We start from the raw sequence: 24,047 nt of genomic DNA on the forward strand, positions 1-24,047 counted from the left end.
ATTCATCTTTTTATTCACGATCGAGTATTGCATATAATAGTATCATAGTCTTGATAATCATTTAGGATTGCTATATAGTAGTGAACTCTCAATACAAACCTTTCGGGATTTTCGGGATTGGGAATTAGACGCGGATTTTTGCAATCTACTAGCAAATCGAAAGTGTCTAACACAGTGTGACCGATGAATACGATATCGCCTAAAACCATTACCGCATCAATCGTTTCGCGCCCTTGCATTTCAATGATAATCGGCCCAGTAAAACCCACTGTTTCTTGTCGGCTATCAGCATATTTTGCTATTTCCTGACCACCAATTTCTTCATGTGGTAGCCGCCACGTGATTTATCCGTGGAATCAATCCAAAATCGAAAATCGAAAATCCTCAATAAAGAGCATTTATCTGTGGGGTCGCCTCTAAAATCTAAAATCTAAAATCTAAAATCTAAAATCGATTGACTCCTAATTCTTAAACCCAGGTGTTCGCGGACTTCTACAGGAATAGCTGTGCGTACCGTACCAGTATCTATGAGTGCTTCTGCTTCGTACACACGCAACAGATTTGGATTGAGCAATCCTCTTTGGACTACCTCTGCATCAATGGCATTCGTTAGCTTGACTTTGACTCGAACTGCACCCATATTTTTGCGGGATTGAGTTTGAGCGCGATCGAGATTTATCATATCGCCTCTTTTCGTCTAGAAAGTCTACCTTTGATTCTAGCCCTAATTGATGGTTGTAAGGTTCGCAATGCACACCCTACAAGTAGAGTTTGTACGTAAGTCTTACAGCGTATTTCTGGTTTAGGAAGTGCAGTAGGGACAAAGGCTTTCGCCGTATCCCTACGGGCTTCTATCACTCTTGTGGGGAGTAGGGGTTGGGCCTAAGAGCCCGCCCTAAACATACAAGTTAAATGCACAACAGCTTACTCATCTTCTGCATAGATAAACCGATACAATTCGCTAGGATCTGGTTCAGCGCTTTTCTCAGCAAAATCCACTGCATCGTCAATTACTGCTTGAATCTTACGATCGATCTCTTTCAATTCTTCAGCCGTTGCCAAAGTTCGATCGATCAACTCAGCAGCCAACTTCTTAATCGGATCGCGGGGGAACCAATATTCCTTCTCTTCCTTAGAACGCAACTCATCAGGATCGGCCAAAGAATGCCCGCGAAAGCGATAAGTCAAAGCCTCGATCAAAGTCGGTCCCTCGCCGGCCCGCGCCCGCGCCACAGCTTCCTTCGCCACTTCCCGCACCGCCAAAACATCCATCCCGTCAACCTCAAAACCAGCCATGCCAAAAGCATGAGCCTTCTTGTAAATTAGCGGGTCAGAAGTAGCTCGCTCGTGGGCCATCCCGATCGCCCATTTGTTGTTTTCCACAACATAAATAATCGGCAACTTCCACAAAGCCGCCATATTCAAACACTCAAAAAACTGCCCGTTATTTGCAGCACCATCGCCAAAAAAACAAGCAGTCACGCCATCGGAACTCTCATCCCCCAAAGCTTCGCGCCGGTACTTCGATTGAAAAGCCGCACCCGTAGCTACAGGAATTCCCTCAGCCACAAAAGCATAACCTCCCAACAGTCGGTGTTCTGCCGAAAACATGTGCATCGAACCGCCGCGGCCCTTCGAGCAACCCGTTTCCTTCCCGAACAACTCCGCCATTACCTCCCGCGCCGGCACGCCCGCGCTCAAAGCGTGAACGTGATCGCGGTAGGTGCTGCTAACGTAATCAGTGTCATCCCGGCGCATCGATCGAATCACGCCAGTAGACACAGCTTCCTGACCGTTGTACAAGTGGACAAAACCAAACATTTTGCCCCGGTAGTACATCTCAGCACACTTGTCCTCAAAGTAGCGCCCCAAGACCATATCCTCGTAGAGCATTAAGCCCTCATCCCGAGAAATGGTTACGCTTTGCGCGTCAAAAACTGGTAAAGTCCGTTCCTGAACCATAAATAATTAATACCCGACGATCGGCTTCCTAGACATGTGAACTACCCAGCGCTGACATAAAGGTACAGCGTGAGCTTCTGACTTCTACGGGGATTGCGTCAACTTGGACTTGCGTCCCAGTCTCGGACTCACATCCCCTCCATCAGCAGCAGTCCTGGTTCCCAAGACCGATAGCATTCTGATTCCTTCTGCTCTGATATTGGTTGCAGCGTTGCCATCTCTATCGTGATGAGTACCACAACTAGGGCAAGTCCATACCCTAACACCTAATGGCATTTCATTCACCTGATAGTGACAATTTGAGCAGAGTTTCGAGCTAGGGAACCATCGGTCAATCTCTACTAACACTTTACCTTCGCGGTCAAGTTTGTAATGCAAGAAATTGACAAACATTCCCCAACCTACATCAGAAATTGCTTGAGCTAGTTTGTGATTACGAACCATGCCCTTAACGTGAAGGTTTTCGACTACGATGACTTGGTTATCGTCAACAAGCTTTCTTGACAGCTTATGCAAGTAGTCTTGGCGGACATTGCTAATTCGTTCGTGAACCCTAGCCACCAGTTTCGTGGCTTTATTTCTAGACTTGCTTCCTTTCTCCTTTCTGGCTAATTTTTGCTGCTTTCTTTTCAGGTTGCGTTCATGTTTTGCTAAATGCTTGGGATTAGGGTACTTGGATGTCTTGATGCCATCATTAACAACAGCAAAATCTTTCAATCCCAAGTCAACTCCGGCAACTTTTCCATCGGTGCAAGCAACTGGTTTATCTCCTTCGAGTTTTGTCAGCACAGAGGCATAGTATTTCCCCGAAGGAGTAACACTGACTGTTACAGTTTTGATGGTTCCTTCAATCGGTCGATGTAACTTGGCTTTGACAAGGCCGACACGACCGGGAAACTTGAGGGAGCCGTCAACCAGTTTGACTGATTGCGGGTACTGGATTGACTGCCTATTTTTCTTGGATTTGAATCTAGGGTATTTTGGCCTAGACTCAAAAAAGTTCTTGTAAGCAGTTACCAGGTTAAGCGTAGTAGCTTGCAGAACCTGAGAGTAACACTCAGACAACCATTGTGTTTCTTCTTGTTTTTTAAGGTTTGGCAGGAGTTTGTTTAACGCAACTTGGGTCAAGCCTTTACCCGTGGCTTTGTAGGTTTCAATACACATATTTAGTGCGTAATTCCACCACCAGCGGGAACAGCCAAAGTGTTGAGCTAGTATCCCCTGCTGTTGGGTTGTCGGATATAGCCTAACTTTGACGGCTTGATGCTGCATTGTTTTCACATCCCTTTAGAATTATATATATTTCTGATAAAATTATTCCCTCTAGCTTGCAAATTTTACGCCTGATTGACCAGATAAAATTTGCTTGGGGGAGTCCATGTATCCCAACGCTGACCCAACGGGTACAGGGTGGGACTTAGAGCTGCCCCAAACCCCCTCAAAAGTTAAAATGAGTTTGGCCCTCGGGGCGGATTGCCGGGACTCGGAGAACAAACTCCCATCTAAACCCCATGCACACGAATGATATAATTCCATTACTCTCAAACCCGAAAATGCTCAAGAGTCAAACCACTCATTTAGCTGACGGGCAATGGGCCTTGGCATTTTCCTCACTGTAAAACGCCCTAGAGGGAAAAAAATCAGAGTATCTCTACGGCAAGTCCAACATACCGTGAAGGGGGCGGTTGGAAGCCAACACCAGAATTTTTGATTTGGTTTGCGGGAGTATGTCACTTAAGATAGGCTAATTCAGTTGCTAGCGCTTTGGGGAAGTGGACAGTTCTTTAACTTATGTTAATTCCACTAGATTACTACCGGATTTTGGGTCTACCGATTCAAGCTACTGCCGAACAGTTGCAGCAGGCTCACCGCGATCGAACTTTACAGCTTCCGCGCCGGGAGTATTCCGAAGTTGCGATCGTCGCCCGCAAACAACTGCTCGATGAAGCCTGCGCCGTTCTGTCAGACTCAGAGGGGCGCAAAGCTTACGATGCCAGTTTTTTAGCCAAAACTTACGATCGAGAGTCGGAAGCGGCACAGGAAGCCAAGCACCAGAGGTCAAAAACCTCAGCAGGCCCGGCCACCTTCCTGCAAGACGCAGGAGAAACCGTTCCGGCAGAGTCCAAGGCTTTAGAGGCTGCTCCCGACCCCCACACTCCAAGTATTGAAATCGATGACAACCAATTCGTAGGAGCCCTGCTCATACTGCAAGAACTGGGAGAATACGAACTCGTACAGAAGCTGGGTCGCCCGTATCTTAACAATGGCAGCATCGCGATCGCAGAAGGTCGTTTCGGCGACCCGCAGCTCGTGAGGCCAGATATAGTTTTAACCGTCAGCCTTGCCTGTCTAGAACTCGGCCGGGAACAGTGGCAGCAAGGTCAGTACGAAAATGCCGCAAAATCATTAGAAGCAGGTCAAGAATTGCTGCTGCGCGAAAGCCTATTTGCAAGCGTGAGGGGTGAAATGCAAGCCGACATATACAAACTCCGTCCGTACAACATTTTAGAGCTATTATCACTTCCGGAAGAAAAAGTCGCTGAGCGTCGCAAGGGACTGGAAATCCTGCGAGAAATGCTTCAAGAACGAGGCGGTATCGACGGTTCGGGAGACGATCGATCGGGTTTAGGAATAGAAGACTTCCTCCGGTTCGTGCAGCAAATGCGTAAACACCTAACTAGCAGCGAGCAGCAGGCGCTATTTGAAGCCGAAGCCGGTCGCCCCTCCGCAGTCGCCACTTACCTCTCGGTCTACACCTTGTTAGCCCAAGGATTTGCCGCCAGACAGCCATCGATGATCCGTCGGGCCAAGCTGATGCTGATGCAACTGGGTCGCCGCCAAGACGTTCACCTGGAAAAAGCCGTCTGTTCCCTGCTGCTGGGCCAGACAGAAGAAGCCAGCAGAGCCCTGGAACTGAGTTCGGAAAAAGAACCCCTGGCCTTCATTCGCGAACATTCCCAAGATTCACCCGACTTGTTGCCCGGACTGTGCTTGTACGCCGAACACTGGCTACAAGAAGAAGTGTTTCCCCACTTCCGCGACTTGGCCAACGAGTCAGTGTCCTTGAAAGATTACTTTGCTGACCCGAAAGTACAAGCTTACCTAGAAGCTTTGCCACAGGACGCAGAAACCGCCAACGAATGGGTCGTGGTGCAGCCCCGCTCCGGCAAGCTTCCAGGGCGACTGCAACCGACAGCAGGCCGATCGCCCGCTGCCATACCCACACCGGCACCCACAGCCAAGCAGGGAGCCAGTACGGTCACGTTGACCCCCGTACCGGGCGCGGATTCCACCGCAGCCTCTGGCGCGAAATCCCCGGCAACGGTGGCCGCGCCTAGCGCTGTTGCCCCCGTCTCTCTCCCGATAGCTACAGTGCCACACCCTGCAGAATCGACTTCCAAACATCGCAGACGCCAACATTCAGGGCGCAGCGGAGCAAGTGGCAAGGGGCTAAAGGGCGATTTTGTCGATCGAGCGCGCACCAAGGCAACAGAAATTACCGCCCAAGTCAAGTCCATGCCTCCAAACAAGCTGGCTTTGCTTCTAGTGGCAGGTGTCCTGAGCCTGTTATTCCTGTGGTTAATACTCAGTCTGTTGGCTAGCGCGATGCAAGCCCTATCGGGCCCCCTCCAAGGAGAGCAAGCCCTCGTTCGCCTGGAAGAACCGCCCATAGAAATCCCTGCCTTGGCCCCAACCCCAGAACCGAGCGCCACAGGCGCAGTATCGGGAGCAATCACTGAGGAATCAGCCGGACAAATAGTTCAAAGCTGGCTATCGGCGAAAGCAGCGGCTTTGGGCCCCAATCACGCTGTCGAAGAATTAAAGCAAGTTCTCACAGAACCGGCTTTGTCTCGCTGGCAATTAATGGCAGAAGCTCAACAGCGTAACAACGCGCACCAGCGTTATGTACACAAGCTGCAAGTTAATGGAGTTACCACAAATCCGACTAATCCCGATCGCGCCCAAGTAGATGCCCAAGTCGCGGAAAAAGCCGAAGTGTTCGATCGTTCTCAACTCGTTTCTTCCCGCAATGAAAACCTGCGGGTGCGCTACGACTTGATCCGCCAAGAGGGACAGTGGCGGATTATGGATTGGCAAGTGATTAAGTAAGGAATTGGTAATTAGTAATTGAGCAGAAGGAGTCAGAAGTCAGAAGTCATATTATGTCGAGTAGATTACGCCTAATAAGGTAGGGGCGGGTTCACGAAAAATATCTGCCAATAATTGACAATCTCAAAAACCCGCCCTTTTAATCGCTCGATATCCATCCGATATGATATCAGAAGAAAGAAGACTGGATTAAGCATACCTATGCCTGAAGTCAGGGGTAACTGTCACGGAAAGAATTTTTTGGTGTCCACGATTAAAATCGCGGGATTTAAAGCTCGATTCTCCATCCTGTCCCACAGAAACTGTTCTGGATTCTGGCTCCTGAATTATTCGTAATTGGTAATTTATGCTGGCTAATTACTAATTACCAATTTCTGATTATTAGGTGAATTTTTAATTCCAAAAGCGGGAGTTTTGAATTGCAGATTATTGTTGAAGGCTGGCGTTTTATTTATCATTCCTATTGCGTAGCCAATCAATTTCAACTGCTGGAAATGCACGCGCGGCGCAGCTATCCCGTAGGGAATCGCCCGCGAGGACAAATTGAGCTTTTTCACCGCGATATGCCCTACATTGACCCAGCTTGGGAGACGAAAATTAGTTTATTCGATCGCCCAAATGAAACATTACTTCGCAGCATTAAGAGCCCTGCGGTAAATCAGTCAGCGGATGTTACTCTGCGAATGTACTGCCCGTGGGACTTCTCGGCATCCAGCAGCGCTCAAACTTGGGTATTTGCAGCGACAGAATGGGGGATTATTACGAGTTCAGTATTACAGGGGATGGGTGTTAAGTCGATCGCCGAAACTGCGGTTAACTCAGAAACGAAAATTATTACACCTTCAGCTTGGTCAAAAGCTGGCTTAATTCGCAGCGGTGTTGAGGCCGATCGCATTGCCGTCGTACCTTTGGGAGTCGATCCTAAGATTTATTATCCTGCTGCGGGCGATCGGCGTCAATCACTGCGCCAAAGCTTGGGCTGGTCAAACTATTTTATATTTTTAAACATCGGAGGACAAACGGATCGCAAAGGTATTCGCCCTTTATTAAAAGCCTTCGCTGCGGTAGTTGACAAATATCCAGATGCGAGATTAGTTTTAAAAGGTTCTGAACTGCTTTATCCGTCGAGAGACGAGATTGCCCAAGCCTGCCGAGTTGTGCTCAACGATGCGGAAAGAGCGAGGGTTTTACCAAGATTAATTTATACTGGTAGCCAGCTATCTTTTGCTCAAATAGCAGAGTTTTACCAAGCAGCAGATGTTTATGTTTCTCCCTATTTGGCAGAAGGTTTTAATCTGCCGGTGTTGGAAGCTGCCGCTTGTGGTTTGCCGGTTATTTGCACTGCGGGCGGCCCTACGGATGATTTTACGCGATCGAACTTTGCACAGCGGATTGAGAGTAAATTTACGGCTGTGGTGAGTGACGGGGAAACCTTATTTATCTTAGCTCCTGATGGGGAACATTTGATTGATTTGATGTGCAGGGCGATCGAACAGCCTGGATTGGCTGCGAAAGCGAGGGTTGCGGGCCCGGCTTTTGTGGCTGAAAATTTTACTTGGAGGCGTGTAGTCGATCGATTGCTTGAGGTTATGGGAGGAGATAAAAAGAGAGAGGAGAGGTCTATTTTTGAGCCAATAATTTTGTAGTTTGGGCGTTTCAAGCCCTAGATGGGGAAATAGGTTTTTTCCGGCATAAGCGGGTGTTGATAGCACCCGTTCGGTTCAATCTTATTCGTTTCAATCCCTGATAGGGTTTTAGGTTTTTTCCGGCACTCTATTGCTTCTATTCTTTTCTCTATTTTATGGATAGCATGTTTCAATCCCTGATAGGGTTTTAGGTTTTTTCCGGCTCTAAGTAAACTTTGGTTAGTTTTTCTTGTGTCCAAAAATGTTTCAATCCCTGATAGGGTTTTAGGTTTTTTCCGGCGTTATTTAAATCAGAAGGGACGCCGATCGAATCGGTTTCAATCCCTGATAGGGTTTTAGGTTTTTTCCGGCAGCATAAGCAGCGCCTGTCGCTGTGTCAATTACTAACTCAAGTTTCAATCCCTGATAGGGTTTTAGGTTTTTTCCGGCAATACGAACGCCAGCAAGCGATCGAAAATGCAAGGTTTCAATCCCTGATAGGGTTTTAGGTTTTTTCCGGCTGAATGATGAAGGCAACCCAGTTAAAGGCTCAGTTTCAATCCCTGATAGGGTTTTAGGTTTTTTCCGGCTTATTGACTGAGTTTTGTTAAATTTCTTCAACCTACAGTTTCAATCCCTGATAGGGTTTTAGGTTTTTTCCGGCATTCTGCGAGCAATTCGTTCGTGGCGTGGTTGCCACCGTTTCAATCCCTGATAGGGTTTTAGGTTTTTTCCGGCTTCCTCGAATTTGTCGCAGCAATCTTGGATGAAATCTTGGATGGTTTCAATCCCTGATAGGGTTTTAGGTTTTTTCCGGCGACACGAGGTAATAGTTTTAGATCCTCACGCTGCTTATGGTTTCAATCCCTGATAGGGTTTTAGGTTTTTTCCGGCTGACCAGTTATTTAGAGTGGGCAAACTTTCTAGCGTTTCAATCCCTGATAGGGTTTTAGGTTTTTTCCGGCTCTATGCCGTCGTCCTTTGGTGGTTGATCGATGCCTGTTTCAATCCCTGATAGGGTTTTAGGTTTTTTCCGGCACACAATTAAGCAAGGAACCCCAGTTCATTTATTCCAGTTTCAATCCCTGATAGGGTTTTAGGTTTTTTCCGGCGCTATCGATCGAAGCGGCTTTAAATCCAATTCTGCGGTTTCAATCCCTGATAGGGTTTTAGGTTTTTTCCGGCAGGGAAAATCCAATTGTAGTAGAAAGGTTTTCGGGCGTTTCAATCCCTGATAGGGTTTTAGGTTTTTTCCGGCGAAATTATTTTCAAAGTAGCCGGGCTCCATTTCTAAGTTTCAATCCCTGATAGGGTTTTAGGTTTTTTCCGGCTTCGGGAATTTACACCAGTGAGGAATTTCCCGCAGGTTTCAATCCCTGATAGGGTTTTAGGTTTTTTCCGGCTTCTTCTTCTGACTTGTAGGTATAGTGGGCGATATTGTTTCAATCCCTGATAGGGTTTTAGGTTTTTTCCGGCTTGAGATTTGCTCTTTATTGCGAGACTTAGGTATCAGTTTCAATCCCTGATAGGGTTTTAGGTTTTTTCCGGCACCCCTAGCTCCTTTGTTGCCTTCTTGTTTGCAGCGTTTCAATCCCTGATAGGGTTTTAGGTTTTTTCCGGCCGATCGCCCTGCACTTCGCCCTCCCTCTCCCCATTGGTTTCAATCCCTGATAGGGTTTTAGGTTTTTTCCGGCTGGAGTAAAACCGTCTTCATCAACCCCCCATTCTCTGTTTCAATCCCTGATAGGGTTTTAGGTTTTTTCCGGCAGCTTTACATCAGTTCATAAGTGGACTGACGCGGCGTTTCAATCCCTGATAGGGTTTTAGGTTTTTTCCGGCTGAGCGACTAATGTCGTACCTCCTTGCGTACTAGCTGTAGGTTTCAATCCCTGATAGGGTTTTAGGTTTTTTCCGGCGAATCGAATCACATTCGACCCGGTTCGATTCATCGTTTCAATCCCTGATAGGGTTTTAGGTTTTTTCCGGCTCGGCGCTAGTGTTCCCGAAATCGTAGCTGGCACAGTTTCAATCCCTGATAGGGTTTTAGGTTTTTTCCGGCCTGCGAAATTGGCGTGAATACAAAGGAGTCATGTTTCAATCCCTGATAGGGTTTTAGGTTTTTTCCGGCAGTCATCCTCCTCCTCTTCAAATTCCCCAGAAAGTTTCAATCCCTGATAGGGTTTTAGGTTTTTTCCGGCGGTGACTGAAGAGGGTAGTTATTACACGATGAGTGATCTGTTTCAATCCCTGATAGGGTTTTAGGTTTTTTCCGGCTTTAGATTGCTCAATTTTGGATTCGGTATCAAATTTTAGTTTCAATCCCTGATAGGGTTTTAGGTTTTTTCCGGCATTCTTACCCGCTGTTGCCGGGATTCCTGATAATTTTGCACGTTTCAATCCCTGATAGGGTTTTAGGTTTTTTCCGGCGCAATTAGGAGGAAAAAGAAAATGTCAATAGATGTGTTTCAATCCCTGATAGGGTTTTAGGTTTTTTCCGGCTGATCAGTGCGGCGGTGTTGGGGGCGTGTGGCGAGGTTTCAATCCCTGATAGGGTTTTAGGTTTTTTCCGGCTAGTTGCACCAGTTGCCCCAAGTCCTCTCATTGTTGCTTTGTTTCAATCCCTGATAGGGTTTTAGGTTTTTTCCGGCCGCCCGTTCCAGAAGCCTGGGTGTATTTGGTTTTCAAGGTGCAGTTCCGTGAATCTAAAACAAAAGTACCATTCCAGCCTTCGGGTTGTCAATACCAAAAATTTCATATTCACTCCAAAACCTTATCCTGTAAAGCTTACAGATTTTCCGTGAATGTTTTTTTCAGACGAGGGGCATCAAACTCTTGCTGCACATGAGTTTGAGCCGAAAAATTTGATGCCCCTATTTTAACACCTACCGGTTCACGGAAACTAGGCAAAAAATATTGTGCGATCCACTGGCACTACCCCACCAATACCTTCGATCTTACCCTGACAGCAAGCGCACAGCGGAAAAAACCAAATACTGTCTTCCTTGGGTTGGATGACTTTGTTCGGCGGGGCGATCGTAACTTAGACTTGAGTCCTAGCCTCCATCCATCTCCTCAACTGGTTGGATGACCTTGTTCGGCGTGGCGATCGTAACTTAGACTTGAGTCCTAGCCGGAATCAATCTCCTCAACTGGTTGGATGACTTTGTTCGGCATGGCGATCGTAACTTAGACTTTTTGGGCTGCGAAATAGGCTTCGCCCCGAGTAAATGACTTTGTTCGGCGGGGCGATCGTAACTTAGACTTGAGTCCTAGCCGAAATCAATCTCCTCAACTGGTTGCATGACTTTGTTCGGCATGGCGATCGTAACTTAGACTTGAGTCCTAGCCGGAATCAATCTCCTCAACTGGTTGCATGACTTTGTTCGGCATGGCGATCGTAACTTAGACTTGAGTCCTAGCCGGAATCAATCTCCTCAAACTATTCCGCCAACCAGAAAGCAAAGCGATTAAAAAACAACTCCGATCTATCAAAAAAAATTAGCTCATATTCAACAGCTAACGGCTTAGACACTTATCTCTAAAATCTCACAAAAGAGCCAGATAAAAGCTGCCAAGTCCTAGACTTATCAAAATCTATGCTTTAGAAAATCACAGACCACAACTTATATTTTACCGAAATTGAATCTCCAATTAATTGCTAGGAGTGATTTTCCCTAACTTATTCAGCGAAACCTAAACATTCAATAAGTAGCGAAGTTTAACCTGCCATATTTGCGGTATTTGTGCTTCGCCGTTCCGAAAAACATTATTGGCAAATTGCATACACAATCCCCAAATTAACTTAAAATCAGTAGAGTGGCATTTACCTTAAAATTACTTATGACAAAAGCCGAAATTAGCACCGAAAACATCACAGTTCCTAACGGGGATTTACAAATAGCTGCATACCTAGCCCAGCCAGCCTCCCCAGGGCAATTTCCCGCAGTTATCGTGATTCAAGAAATCTTTGGCGTCAACTCGCACATCCGCGAAGTTACTGAAAGAATAGCAAAAGAAGGATATGTGGCGATCGCCCCAGCCATCTACCAGCGTCAAGCCCCCGGCTTTGAAACCGGCTACACACCCGAAGCCATCCAAATCGGCAGAGAATACAAAGAAAAAACCACCGCTTCCGAACTTCTCGGCGATATCCAAGCCACGATCGATTATCTCAAAACTCTACCCTCAGTCAAACCAGAAGGTTTTGGCTGCATCGGTTTCTGCTTTGGAGGGCACGTCGCCTACCTTGCCGCTACTTTGCCCGAAATCAAGGCTACAGCGTCGTTCTACGGCGCCGGTATCGCCACCCAAACCCCCGGCGGCGGCACCCCCACGATCGCCCGCACAGCAGACATTAAAGGCACTCTCTACGCCTTTTTTGGCACTCAAGACCCCAGCATTCCCTTAGAACAAGTTGACCAAATCGCCGCCGAATTGCAAAAACACAGTATTTCTCACCAAATTTTCCGCTACAATGCCGATCACGGCTTCTTCTGCGACCACCGCGGCAGTTACGACGCTACGGCAGCAGCCGATTCGTGGAGGCAGGTGAAGCAGCTATTTCATCAGAAAATATGGGTGGAAACCCCGTCCTTCTAGGACGGCTTTGCCTTTTTACCGCAATTTAACCAGAAAGTTGAGAGGTTTCGCTGTAGAATAGAATATGCAGCGAGACCAATAGGATGTACCTGACTCAAAAGAACCAAATCCGCAATCTAAACAAGTCTGAGTTTTTGGCACTGCGAGAGTTGTGTCGTCTTAGCAAAAATCTCTACAATGTAGGGCTTTACACTGTTCGACAATACTACTTTCAGGAGCGCAAACACTTGCGTTACGAATCTGCCTACCATCTGTGCAAAGAAAACGAGAACTATCGTTTGCTAAACACGGATATTGCTCAACAGACTTTGAAAGTAGTAGACAGAACGTTTCACAGTTTCTATGCCTTGATTAGCGCTGTTAAATCTGGCCGCTATCAACCGAAGGTGAGATTGCCTCACTACTTACCCAAAGATGGCTACTTTGTATTGATAATTCCTCGGATCGTGGTTAAGGACGGACGGTTTAATGTACCGATGTCAAATGCTTTCAAGAAGCTGTTTGGAGCGGTATCTATTCCATTCCCTGAGAGACTTAATCCTGAAGCTATCAAAGAAGTTCGGATACATTCTAAGTACAATGCTCGATTCTTTGAAGTCGAGTTTGTTTCCCAGGTTGAACCAGAACCTGTTGAAACAGTCGTTGATAGCGCTATTTCCATTGATTTGGGATTGGACAATTTGGCTACTTGCGTTGACACCAATGGGGCATCCTTTATTGTGGATGGTCGTAAACTTAAATCTATTAACCAGTGGTTCAACAAAGAAAATGCCAGATTGCAATCTATCAAAGATAGACAAAAGATTGAGCGGATAACTGAGCGTCAAGCTAGATTGCTTGTCAATCGAAACAATCAAGTTAGGGACTATCTCAGCAAAACGGCAAGGCTGATTATTGACCATTGCATTGCCCAGAAAATTGAGCGCGTGATTGTCGGGTTCAATTTGGGCCAGAAGCAGGAAATCAATATTAGCAGTCGCAACAATCAGAACTTTGTCCAAATTCCTTTTCATACTTTGAGAGGTAAGCTGAAATCGCTTTGTGAGCGTTACGGCTTGCTCTACCTTGAACAGGAAGAATCGTATACAAGCAAAGCTAGCGCTTTGGATGGTGACGATTTGCCTGTCTACAATGCCGGCAAACCAGCAACTTACCAATTTTCTGGCAAGCGTGTTAAGCGCGGATTGTATCGGACTTGGGAAGGACATTTGATTAACGCTGATTGTAATGGTGCTGCAAATATTGGCAGAAAAAGTAAGCAGAATGGTTTTACCGGACTGTCTAGAGGCTGTTTGGCACAGCCATTACGAATCAAGATCCACGCTTGATTGCGGTTCTTAAGAATCCCCTCGCCTTCAGGCAGGGGAGTGTCAACAGCAACTTCAACCAGCTTAGAGAGTGGGAGATGGGGAGATGGGGAGATGGTCCGATAGTCCGATGGTCCGGGTGGGAAAATTTTTCTACTGACAACAGACAACTAAATTACTGACAACTGACAACTAAACTGACATGAATTCCAAATCTACAGGTTCTCAAAGCGCAAAACCATCCTTTTCAATGGATGATTTTGCTAAAGCCCTCGAACAGCACAATTACGAATTCCAGAAGGGACAAGTAGTGCGCGGCAAAGTGTTCGAGTACGACTCAAACGGCGCGTATGTTGATATCGGCGGCAAGTCTTCGGCTTTTTTGCCGATCGAAGAGGCTGCTTTGAGAACAGTAACGGATTTGTCGGAAGTGGTTCCGCTGGACGAGGAACGGGACTTTTTGATTATCCGCGAACAAGATGCCGATGGCCAAGTTACCTTGTCTCTGCGGCAGTTACAAATTCAGCAAGCTTGGGAAGATTTAGTGGAATTGCAGGAAACCGGTAAAGTTCTTCAGGTGCGGGTTTCTGGCGCAAATAAGGGCGGCGTGACTGTAGATGTTCAGGGAATGCGCGGCTTTATTCCCCGATCGCACTTAGTCGATCGCGATAACCTAGAATCGCTGATCGGTCAATCTTTGAGCGTTAATTTCTTGGAGGTCGATCGCGAACGGGAAAAACTCGTACTTTCCCAGCGGATGGCCACTCAATCGAATGCTTTCAAGGACTTGCAAATTGGTCAGTTGGTGGAAGGAAAAGTCAGCAGCATCAAGCCTTTTGGCGTGTTTGTGGACTTGGAAGGAGTTAGCGGTTTGCTGCACATCAAGCAAGTCAGCCAAAAATATATTGATAACCTTGGCAAGGTGTTTGCTCCCGGTCAACCCCTGAAAGCGATCGTGCTTGACCTCGATGAAAGTCGTGGCCGAATTTCACTTTCTACCCGGGTACTAGAAAATTACCCAGGGGAAATGGTGGATAAGATGGCGGATGTTATGGAGACTGCAGAAGAGCGATCGGAACGTGCTAGAAAGACTCTTTCTTAAGTCTTGATCTAATTACCACCCCGACTTTTAAGAAGTCGGGGTGGTAAGAGTGCGATCGTTTTACGTTTAATTAAGTTGATTTACTTATTTTGCATTTTACATCGACTTCTTATACCAGTTTCCCAAAAGAATCCCACTATAGCAATCGTCGCATCATTTAGGAATTTCTTACTCCCTCCCCTTACCAAGGGGAGGGTTGGGGTGGGGTAAAAAATTTACGACTCCTGCAAGGATTGCTATATAGGCTAACTCCAAACCCCTATCCAGTAAGTTAATACCTCTCGCCCATCAAAAATCCCAAATAGTCTTACGTCTTCCTTTCCCTATCTAACTCCATTTTTAGCGTTCGTTATTTAACCCCATTAGCTACTACTCCCAAGACTTTAAAATCTGCTACATTTAGTTGATCTAAAGCTTTATTTACCATCCCGCGATCGGTTTTTTCTATTTTTACTATCAGCACTGTACCATCAGTTTGAGAAGCTAGTAAATGACCGTCTGCTAAACCAATTAAAGGTGGTGTATCGTAAATGACTAAATCAAATAAGGCTAGGAATTGTTCCATTAAATAGTGCATCTTTCTCGAAGAAAGTAATTTAATTGGATCAGAGGGAATAGTACCTGCTGTGAGGACAAAAAGATTGTCATCGTCGGGTAATCGCTGAATAGCCTCATTTAAGCTTAAATCAGAACTTAAAACATTACTTAAACCTTTCATATTTGACAAGCCAAGATATGTGTGCAGTTGAGGCACACGCATATTAGCATCCACTAATAATACTCGTTTACCAACAGCAGAAGCAGTTTTAGCTAAATAAAGTGCTACAGTTGACTTACCCTCACCTTTAATGGTCGAAGTGATGGTTAAAGAACTTATTGGGTGTTCAGCATTTAATAATTGAATATTTGTGTATAAGTAGTGAAATGCCTCGACTACAGGAAAATCTTTGTAATTTGAAACTATTATTCGTTTTAAGCTTGCACTGTTAGTATTTGAACTTACGCTAGTGAATTTAGCTGGAACACGTTCACCTCGACCAGATTTAATTTTCATCGCTTTGGCGATCGGAATGACTCCCAAAATAGGGCGTTTAGTTGCTGATTTAATTTCTTCGGGAGTATGGAAAACAGTATTTAAAACTTCTACTAGGAAACCTATAGCAATGCCTAGTAAAGTGCTAATAACGATCGCAATGGCTAGGTGGCGACGGGTTGGTTTTTCTGTTACTGGGTAAAAATCACCATTTTCGTTTGTGATTAACTGTGGTTTAGATATAATTTGCCAAGAGCCATCAATTTGACCAGCATCTAGTTGTAAAGTTTTTTGTTTTTCGAGGAAGAGTTTGAGATTATCTTTAGCTAGTTCTAGTTTTAATTGTATGTCATCATAGCGAAGTTGAGCTTGAGGCATTTGAGTGATTTTTGCTTGCAGTGAATTTTGGCTATTAGTTATCAATCGCTCGCGAGCTTCCAACTGTTTTAGTTGTGATTGCATCTGCAAGAGGACAATATCAGCTTCTTTTTTGATTAAATCACGCAAACTTTGCTGCTTTTCCCGCAAAGATTGAATGGGAAGGCTATTTTCATAAAATTGAGTAGAGCTTAAAGCTAATTGCGACTCTATTTCATTTACTTTGCTAATTAAATTTTCATAGGATTTGGGGCTAATATCAACAATCCAACGATTATCGCCCGTTAACGCTCTTTTTTTGTAGCTTTCATATTGAAGCCTACTTTCTGCCAGTTGTGCTTGCACTTCTAGGCGACGATTAGTTAAATTATCGAGCTGATCTGATAGGCTGCGGCTGCGTACTTCGGGTTGATTAAAGTTATACTGAAGCCTTAACATTTGTAATTCTTGTTGCAATTTATCGACTCTCTGCTGGAGTGGGGGCAGTTGTCGATCTATAAAATCAATACTTTGTTTGCTAACTTTCAAACGCTCTTTATCCATATATTCTAGGTAATATTTTGCAGTTTCATCCAGCACATATTGGATGCGCTTTGGATCTCGATCGCGATAGCTAATATCTATGAGTTTAGTACCACCCTGCTTCCCATCTCGCAAGAAAGTAATACGTTGGATAGTCAAGCGGCTACTGAGACTTTTATAGTCAAATTTTGGATATTTTGTTTGCAATTTATTGACTAATGGTAGTAACACTTCTGGGCTTTTTAAAACCCGCGCTAAACTTTGATAATCCACCGAGGAACCGTCTTCCGCTGATGATTTAATTTTGTTCAAGTCTGTGATGCCTAAACTGTTATTTTGAGCTTGAACCAATAGTTTTGATAGCCGATCGTCAGCCGTAATCGGTTCTGCTAAAACTGTGAATTTTCCTTCATACTCAGTAATAGAGTTTTTGGCAGCCCTGAGCACGAAACTACCGCTTAAAGTAGCTATGCTGGCAGCTACTATGCCCATCACCAGAAGGCGACGTTTGATGACAGCTAGTACCCAATTCATATCAAGAACTTGGTCATCCTCTGCTGGGGTACTAGCTAGGTAATTAGCGGAGGGAGCAGACAAATATTGACCATTAAGGTCATTTTTGATGGAAGACAACAGTTTTTTATCCATAGCAAGAATCTTATTTAATTCCTAATTTCCGAATAGTCTGAGTAGCTCTATCAGTCGGGTGGGAACGAGAATTCCACCAATAATATTACTAGCTGGTGAGAAAACAGTATTAATGTTGTCTACGAATATAGCAGTCCTCGATCGTGCCACTATAATTATGTCATTATCTTGAATCAGTGGGTTGCTTTGAGCGTCGATTCCTTGATTAAAGTTAATTGATACTTGCGATCGAGATATCGTGCCATTAGGATTTAGCCTGATCAGTTCCACATATCTAGAGTTAGCGCGATTTGGTCGAAAACCTCCCGCACTCATAATTGCTTGATTTAAGGTAGTATTAGGAGGTAATTTGAGTCCACCCGGAGCATTGACTTCTCCGATAACACTTACTTGCAAAGTCGCCGGAGCAAAGCTAGCAGTAGCTAGAACAGAAACTTCTCCGGGGTCGATCGCCGTCGCTGTCGGGACAAAGATGATATCCCCTTCTTGTAGTATAGTATCTTGAGAGGTATCTTGTTCTTGCAAATATTGCCAGAGGTTAATAGTTCTAATTTGTTGTTGGCCACTTCTAGTATAACGTTGGAGTTGGATTTGCCGAATATCAGCGATTGATGTTATGCCACCAGCTAGTTGTAGAGATCGAATGATGGTCGGTTGTCCGCTGGTTCTTTCACCATTTCGGGTATCACCACCAATGGCTACATATCTACCCGGACGCTTCACCTCTCCGAATACTGAGACAGTACGGGGTTGATCTGCTGGTATAGAAAAATTAGATTCACTAAGTTGATTTGTTTCTGCTAAATTAATGGTTTCTTGAGGGGGAACCAAGATTTGATCTCCATCTCGCAACGTGATATCTTGGCTGCTCTGACCAGTTTGTAAATAATCCCACAGATTATAAGTGATAGTTATTTCTTTGTTAGCCGTAAGCCGACGCCGCACAATTACTCGTCGAATATCAGCGCTAGCTCGAATACCCCCAGCTTTTTCTAAAGCTTGAGGAAGCGTGGGAAACTGAATCGATGGTCTAGTTCCACCTCCATTAGCTAGGGGTAATAAGTAAGAGCCCGGACGACTTATTTCACCCGATAACCAAATATTAAGCGGGCGGGCAGCTTGTAAGCTGATTGTAACTAAAGGTCTTTTTACGACCTTACCATAAGCTCTAGTGATAACTTGGGCTGCCTGTTCTAAAGTTAATCCTTGAAGGGAAACACTACCAATAATGGGGATTTGAATAGCTCCCCCAGCGGGAATTTGATACTCCCCACTAAGCTGAGGCAGATCGTAGATATCAATTTTAATATTGTCTCCACCACCTAGATAGTAATCAGTATTAATACTTGTTGCGGGGGCTGGCGACTGAGCGAGGTTGGTTTGAGGGTAGGAGAGAGTGAGTACCAGCGCCAGCAGTGGCAGTTGTAAAGCACGGAGAGTAAGCCATTTCATAGGTAGTAACAAATTTATGATAGAGGTAAAGCCATGAAAGATATTTTAAGAATGCCGATGTTTGCGTTGATGCTATTGTGTTTAACGCTTATCGTGTTTGTGACTATTTATATTTTAGCTGCACGCCATCCGAAATTGAGTGGCACATTAGAAAAGATTTTTGTGGGCATACTTTTTTTTACCATCACTGGTGGTTCGGGGATCACGGCAATGCCCTTTACCAAACTCCATCCTAACGTTTTCTACAACTTAGAAACTACACCCCCAACGATGATTGCTCAAATTGCCATTTATGGGGGCATGATATTAATGCTATTTCCCCGCTTAACTAAAACTACCCAAAAAACAGTTTCTATGTGCATTAAATGGATAGCAGGAGACATTTTTTTAGGTTTGTTTTTGTTGATTATGACTTTATCGGGCTTGTGGTCACAAACTCCTGAAATTACTTTTAGGGCTATTTTTGCTATTTGGGTAGTAACACTGGCTTCTATTTATGTAGGGAAAGTGTATAGTTGGTTAGAAATTTATGGATTATTGAGATGGCTAACTGGTTTATTAGCTTTATGGTCACTTGTGAAAACAAATGCAGCGCCAGACGGTTGTTGGACAGGAGTTTTAGGTCATAAAAACCCTTTTTCTTTTCAAATGGCTAATACAGCTTCTTTATGGCTTTTATATGCTTTTAAGGATCGTAAGTATCGATATTTATCATTATTTATAACTTTAATAGCTTTAGTAGGATTGCAAAAAGGTTGTAGTGGTGCTAGTCGGATTTTGACAGTGGTATTAATCAGTTTGTGGAGTTATTTAGCCCTCTTAAAAAAATTACCTGTAAAATGGGCTTTTCTCTGCTTTATCTTATTTTTGGTCGGTAGTATAGGTATAAGTATTTTGGTATTAAATAATTTAGAGGCTATTATTGTGGATGGTTTGAAAAAAGATATGACTTTAACAGGTAGAACCGATTTTTGGCCTTTAATTATTGATCGAATTAATCAAAACAATCCCATATTTGGTTATGGAATACAAGGATTTTGGCAGTGGTGGCGTCGCTCGGAAAATCCCGCTTACGGAATTGTAGTAGCTAAAACTGGTTTTGTGCCACCCCACTCTCACAATGGTTTTATTGATATACTTTGCGAACTGGGTTGGGCCGGACTCTTGTTGTTTATTGGGTCATTTTTGAATAATATATTTAGAGGTATAAAGTACCTAGTTAAAGGAACTTTTCCAGAGTCAGGTTTGCCTTTGTATTTATTAACATTTATGCTAATGACCAATTTGACAGAGGGGGGACTATTGGGGGTTGGTACTTATTGGTGTTGGTATGTAGTTTTATCGGTAAAATTGAGCTTAGATAGGACAGCTAAGGATAATCCACCCTGATGATGTCAGCGTTTGGTCAGGCCTATTAGGAGAATCTTTACAAAGAATAGGCATATCCCCCACTTCTTAAAGAAGTCGGGGCTTTAACACCGATCGCGTTTTACGTTTAATTAAGTGGGCTCACTTAATATGACTCGCAATTGTTTCACTCTCCACCGTTGCTTCCACGGGCCAAGAATTTTCCATCTCTACTGTTTGTTGCGGCTGATAAACTGCCAAGTCGAACCAGAAAGTCGTACCCACATTAACTTCGCTAACTAAATTAATTTTAGTGTGGTGCTTGTCAATAATGTTTCTGACAATAGAAAGACCTAATCCCGTTCCTTCTAAAGTGTGTACTCGGTTTTCTACCCGGAAAAAGCGATCGAATATTGCTTGTTGGTCTTCAGGATCTATGCCAATCCCAGTATCAGAAATTTCGATCCGCACTACCGGAAAATGTTTAGCATCCGGTGACAAGTTTTGGTTGACGGATTGACCGTCTTTGTAGGTGGGCGTCTCCGACTCTAGCAAATACGCTCGAATTGCCACCTTGCCGCCGGACTCAGTAAATTTTAAGGCATTTCCTACTAAATTTGCAAATACTTGCAGCAGCAAATCGTAATGACCTAAAGCAGGCGGCAAATACGGGTCAACTTCTTGCTCTAATTCAATGCCTTTATCCTTAGCATTTAACTGATAAGTCCGCAGGGTTTGTTCCACAGCTTGCGGTAGGTCAACAGCTTCCAAGTGATAAACTCGACAGGATTCCAGTCGCGACAAGTCTAACACGTCGTTTACTAAACGAGTTAGTCGATCGGTTTCTCGATTGGCAATTTCTAGGAATTCCCGGCGCTCGCTTTCTAGAAGGTCTTCTCCGTACTCGTGCAGAGTCTCGATAAAAGATTTGATATTAAATAAAGGCGTTCTCAATTCGTGAGAAACATTGCTGATAAAATTGCTTTTAGCCTCATTTAGTTCTACTTCCCGAGTAATGTCCTGCACTGTCATTGCAATGCCTTTGAGACTTTCTCGGTAATTTCCGGAACCTTGATGCTTGGAGGTTTGCTCGTAGAAAGTACACTCTACAGCTACCGGGCGTTGTGGTTCGGTACAGGTATTTTGCTCGTGGCGGATGCAGCTTCTGCACAGCGGTTCGGCACCGGGCGCTTTGTGCAGAATGACTGTAGTTAAAACAATGCGAATTGTACGGTTAACTGGTTCGCTCATGGAGATGCGAAATTCGCCGCCGTCGCGATCGCCCGCAGCTATTTCCTGCAAAGGTCTAGCCAACTCCTGCTGCACTTCCGAAGGCAAAATGTTGAGAACATTTACTCCAAGCGCATTTTTGCCTTCCCATCCAAAAATCCGCATCCCTGTCGGATTAACTAAAATCACCTGCAAATTTGCGTCTAATAAAAGCGCGCCATCAGCAATCGTTGATACCAAAGTTTCTAACTTAGCTTTTTCCGCTGTCAGTTCTTCAATATTTTGTTCTTCATAACTTTCGAGTTTCTGGGCCATTTCATTAAAACTGCCAATTAACTCGCCCAATTCTCCGCCTAAAGGCAGGTCAACTCGCTGCTTAAAATTCCCGCTGGCAATGTTTTTGACCCCGAAGACTAATTGTTTTATCGGCTGAGTAATTGTCAGGGCATTAAATACAGCCCCCAAAATGACCATCACCCAAATAGTCACAAATACTGCTAAAGTGACATCCCTAGTCAGATTTGAAGATATAACTGCTGCGGGATTTGGGTTAATGCCGATCGCCAAAACTCCCAAATATTTGTCTTCATGAATTAACGGCACAAATACATCGGTAACTTCTCCATCGGGGGTCAAATGCTGCCGCACCAAAGGCAAAGAAGTTAAATTTCTCGCCTCAATATCGGCGAGAAAATTATCGGGAAGTTTGATCTGGCGGCGCAGTGTCAGGGAAGTCTCCACCTCGGATTCCGAAAAGGGTATCCCCAGAAAAATATCTCCCGCTTCGTCTGCGTAAAGCATATAGCGGACGCTGGAGGTGCTGCTGTAAAATTGGCGGGAAAAGCGGGCGACTTCGGAGCGATCGTTGTTGGCAATCAGCGGCGCCACATTTGCTGCCAACAGCAAGCCGAGGTCGCGGCCGTAACGAGTATCGTTAAGTCGGGCGTCTTGCTGGATAGTATTCACGGCCCAGAATGTCAGGCCACTCATAATTAACGACACTACGAGGGTAGCAGCGGCCATCAGGCGGGTCTGGAGGGTAAAATCCGACCACCAGCGGGCAATAATTTCTCCGATTTTGTTTAGTATGGCCAGCATTTCACCAGTTCACCCGTTCAATATTAAAAGCAAGATAAATTCAGTTGGCTTCAGATAAAATTTTCTGATGCGACTTGTCCGCTACCGCCACCGCAGAGATACCAAACTTCATTGTTACATTTCTACATTGAGATTGCTTGGCTTTCGGATGGCGGTCGATGTCGCAATTCCTAATTTTTATCGCCCAGAGCTCGGCGACCGATGTCCCGACGGCAGTAGACGCCTTCAAATTGGATGCAATCAACTGCTGCATAAGCTGTGGAGATAGCTTGTTCCAAAGTTTCTCCCGCTGCGGTGACGCCCAAAACCCGGCCGCCGTCGCTCACCAACTGCTGGTGCTTCAACTGGGTGCCGGCGTGAAAGACTTCTGCTCCTTTGGCTTCAGCTTCCTCGATACCTGTAATAACTTTGCCTTTTTGATAACTTCCAGGATAGCCCCCAGAAGCCAAAACTACGCAAACAGAGGCCCCCGACTTCCAGCGAATAGAAGATTCACCGAGACGCTGCTGACAGCAGGCGAGCACCAAATCTTCTAAAGGCGTTTCCAGCAGTGACAAAACCGCTTGAGTTTCGGGATCTCCGAAACGGCAGTTGAATTCTAAGACTTTGGGTTCTCCGTCGGGGGTAATCATTAAACCTGCGTAGAGTACACCCCGGTAGTCGATTTTGCGTTTTTGCAGTGCGGAGAGGGTGGGTTCGAGAATTTCTTCTTGAATCCTTTCCATGAGTTCCGGGGTGACAATGGGCGCTGGGGCGTAGGCTCCCATACCGCCGGTGTTGGCTCCCTGGTCGCCTTCGCCGATAGCTTTGTGGTCTTGGGCCGGCAGCAACGGTTCCACTGTGATGCCGTCGGTGAGGGCGAGAATCGAGACTTCTTGACCGGTTAAGAATTCTTCGACGACGACTCGGATGTTGTCGGTGCCGAATTCGCCTCGGAAAATGGTGTTGATGGCGCTGTGAGCCATTTTGACGGTGGTGGCAACGGTGACTCCTTTGCCTGATGCGAGTCCGTCTGCTTTAATGACTATTGGGGTTCCTTGTTCCAGAACGTATGCTTTGGCTGCTTCTGCGTCTGTAAATACGGCAGCTTTGGGTGTGGGGATGCCTGCTTCGAGCATCAGTTCTTTGGCCCAGGATTTGCTGGATTCAATTTGGGCGCCGGCTTTGGTGGGGCCGAAAATCATCATTTTTCGCTGTTGGAAATAGTCGGCGATGCCTAGCGATAGGGGCAATTCGGGGCCGACGATGACTAATCCGATGTTGTTGACCATCGCAAAGCGTTCGATGCCTTGGAAGTCGTCGATGTTGAGCGACAGATTTTGACAGCCTGGGGTGGTAGCTGTGCCGCCGTTCCCAGGCACGCAGAATACTTGTTTAATCCGCGTAGATTCTAGCAGTTTTTTTGCGATCGCGTGTTCGCGACCTCCGTTTCCCACAACTAAAACTTTCACAGTATCCTCACCTATAAATTTTGTTCCCTGAATGTCTGATTTTCAGTGTTGGCATCTGTCTATCTGCTTTTTGCAGTGCTGTCAATTATGCCATGCTTGGCGCTAGGGAATTGCTAGATGTGGCACTTTTCTGGAGGAGTGGGGTTCGACGGCTGTTTCTCAATGGCTGGGAGCGTGCAATAA

Annotated in this window: 14 protein-coding genes and 1 CRISPR repeat array; of the genes, 6 read left to right on the forward strand and 8 right to left on the reverse strand. The window is 45.3% G+C overall.

The window, feature by feature from the left end; translation table 11 throughout:
* Nucleotides 1-14 precede the first annotated feature (14 nt).
* The 4 genes from QUB39_RS13075 to QUB39_RS13090 all read right to left on the reverse strand — a co-directional run bounded on the left by QUB39_RS13075 (nucleotide 15) and on the right by QUB39_RS13090 (nucleotide 3,234).
* A complete protein-coding gene (locus tag QUB39_RS13075) occupies nucleotides 15-269 on the reverse strand; it encodes a hypothetical protein (RefSeq protein ID WP_333208182.1) in 255 nt (84 codons plus the stop codon).
* Nucleotides 270-430: 161 nt separating this feature from the next.
* On the reverse strand, nucleotides 431-682 hold the full coding sequence (locus QUB39_RS13080; protein ID WP_333053709.1) for a hypothetical protein: 252 nt from the start codon (nucleotides 680-682) through the stop codon (nucleotides 431-433).
* A 242-nt stretch (nucleotides 683-924) separates the two neighbouring features.
* Nucleotides 925-1,962 (reverse strand): pyruvate dehydrogenase (acetyl-transferring) E1 component subunit alpha, encoded by a 1,038-nt coding sequence (pdhA, locus tag QUB39_RS13085; protein ID WP_333053708.1) that lies wholly within the window; start codon nucleotides 1,960-1,962, stop codon nucleotides 925-927.
* 84 nt (nucleotides 1,963-2,046) lie between these two features.
* A complete protein-coding gene (locus QUB39_RS13090; protein ID WP_333053707.1) occupies nucleotides 2,047-3,234 on the reverse strand; it encodes an RNA-guided endonuclease TnpB family protein in 1,188 nt (395 codons plus the stop codon).
* Nucleotides 3,235-3,753: 519 nt separating this feature from the next.
* Between QUB39_RS13090 and QUB39_RS13095 the strand changes: the two genes are divergently transcribed.
* The 5 genes from QUB39_RS13095 (at nucleotide 3,754) to QUB39_RS13115 (ending at nucleotide 14,705) form a co-directional block, all read left to right on the forward strand.
* Nucleotides 3,754-6,072 (forward strand): IMS domain-containing protein, encoded by a 2,319-nt coding sequence (locus QUB39_RS13095; RefSeq protein ID WP_333208181.1) that lies wholly within the window; start codon nucleotides 3,754-3,756, stop codon nucleotides 6,070-6,072.
* A gap of 419 nt (nucleotides 6,073-6,491) precedes the next feature.
* Nucleotides 6,492-7,718: a glycosyltransferase family 4 protein gene (locus QUB39_RS13100; protein WP_333208180.1), complete on the forward strand. Its 1,227-nt coding sequence runs from the start codon at nucleotides 6,492-6,494 to the stop codon at nucleotides 7,716-7,718.
* An 87-nt stretch (nucleotides 7,719-7,805) separates the two neighbouring features.
* Nucleotides 7,806-10,345: a CRISPR direct-repeat array (repeat unit 37 nt; unit sequence GTTTCAATCCCTGATAGGGTTTTAGGTTTTTTCCGGC).
* Between the two features lie 1,192 nt (nucleotides 10,346-11,537).
* Complete coding sequence (locus tag QUB39_RS13105; protein WP_333053703.1) at nucleotides 11,538-12,296, forward strand: dienelactone hydrolase family protein; 759 nt, start codon at nucleotides 11,538-11,540, stop codon at nucleotides 12,294-12,296.
* Nucleotides 12,297-12,379: 83 nt separating this feature from the next.
* On the forward strand, nucleotides 12,380-13,624 hold the full coding sequence (locus tag QUB39_RS13110; RefSeq protein ID WP_333053702.1) for a transposase: 1,245 nt from the start codon (nucleotides 12,380-12,382) through the stop codon (nucleotides 13,622-13,624).
* Nucleotides 13,625-13,805: 181 nt separating this feature from the next.
* Nucleotides 13,806-14,705 carry a S1 RNA-binding domain-containing protein gene (locus QUB39_RS13115; RefSeq protein WP_333053701.1) on the forward strand — a complete coding sequence of 300 codons (900 nt, stop codon included), beginning with the start codon at nucleotides 13,806-13,808 and terminating at the stop codon, nucleotides 14,703-14,705.
* Between the two features lie 349 nt (nucleotides 14,706-15,054).
* Here QUB39_RS13115 and QUB39_RS13120 read toward each other — a convergent pair whose 3' ends face one another.
* Both QUB39_RS13120 and QUB39_RS13125 read right to left on the reverse strand, forming a co-directional pair.
* Nucleotides 15,055-17,286 (reverse strand): polysaccharide biosynthesis tyrosine autokinase, encoded by a 2,232-nt coding sequence (locus QUB39_RS13120; protein WP_333053700.1) that lies wholly within the window; start codon nucleotides 17,284-17,286, stop codon nucleotides 15,055-15,057.
* A 21-nt stretch (nucleotides 17,287-17,307) separates the two neighbouring features.
* Nucleotides 17,308-18,738, reverse strand: a complete 1,431-nt coding sequence (locus QUB39_RS13125) for an SLBB domain-containing protein (RefSeq protein WP_333053699.1) — start codon at nucleotides 18,736-18,738, stop codon at nucleotides 17,308-17,310.
* A gap of 33 nt (nucleotides 18,739-18,771) precedes the next feature.
* Here QUB39_RS13125 and QUB39_RS13130 point away from each other — a divergent pair, with 33 nt between their 5' ends.
* Nucleotides 18,772-20,127 carry an O-antigen ligase family protein gene (locus tag QUB39_RS13130; protein ID WP_333231762.1) on the forward strand — a complete coding sequence of 452 codons (1,356 nt, stop codon included), beginning with the start codon at nucleotides 18,772-18,774 and terminating at the stop codon, nucleotides 20,125-20,127.
* 120 nt (nucleotides 20,128-20,247) lie between these two features.
* Here the strand turns inward: QUB39_RS13130 and QUB39_RS13135 are convergent, their stop codons facing one another.
* Both QUB39_RS13135 and purD read right to left on the reverse strand, forming a co-directional pair.
* Nucleotides 20,248-22,413: an ATP-binding protein gene (locus QUB39_RS13135; RefSeq protein WP_333053697.1), complete on the reverse strand. Its 2,166-nt coding sequence runs from the start codon at nucleotides 22,411-22,413 to the stop codon at nucleotides 20,248-20,250.
* A gap of 170 nt (nucleotides 22,414-22,583) precedes the next feature.
* Complete coding sequence (gene purD, locus QUB39_RS13140) at nucleotides 22,584-23,864, reverse strand: phosphoribosylamine--glycine ligase (RefSeq protein ID WP_333208178.1); 1,281 nt, start codon at nucleotides 23,862-23,864, stop codon at nucleotides 22,584-22,586.
* Between the last annotated feature and the right edge of the window lie 183 nt (nucleotides 23,865-24,047).

The sequence above is a fragment of the Microcoleus sp. AT8-B5 genome (genome assembly GCF_036705565.1).
Lineage (GTDB): Bacteria > Cyanobacteriota > Cyanobacteriia > Cyanobacteriales > Microcoleaceae > Microcoleus.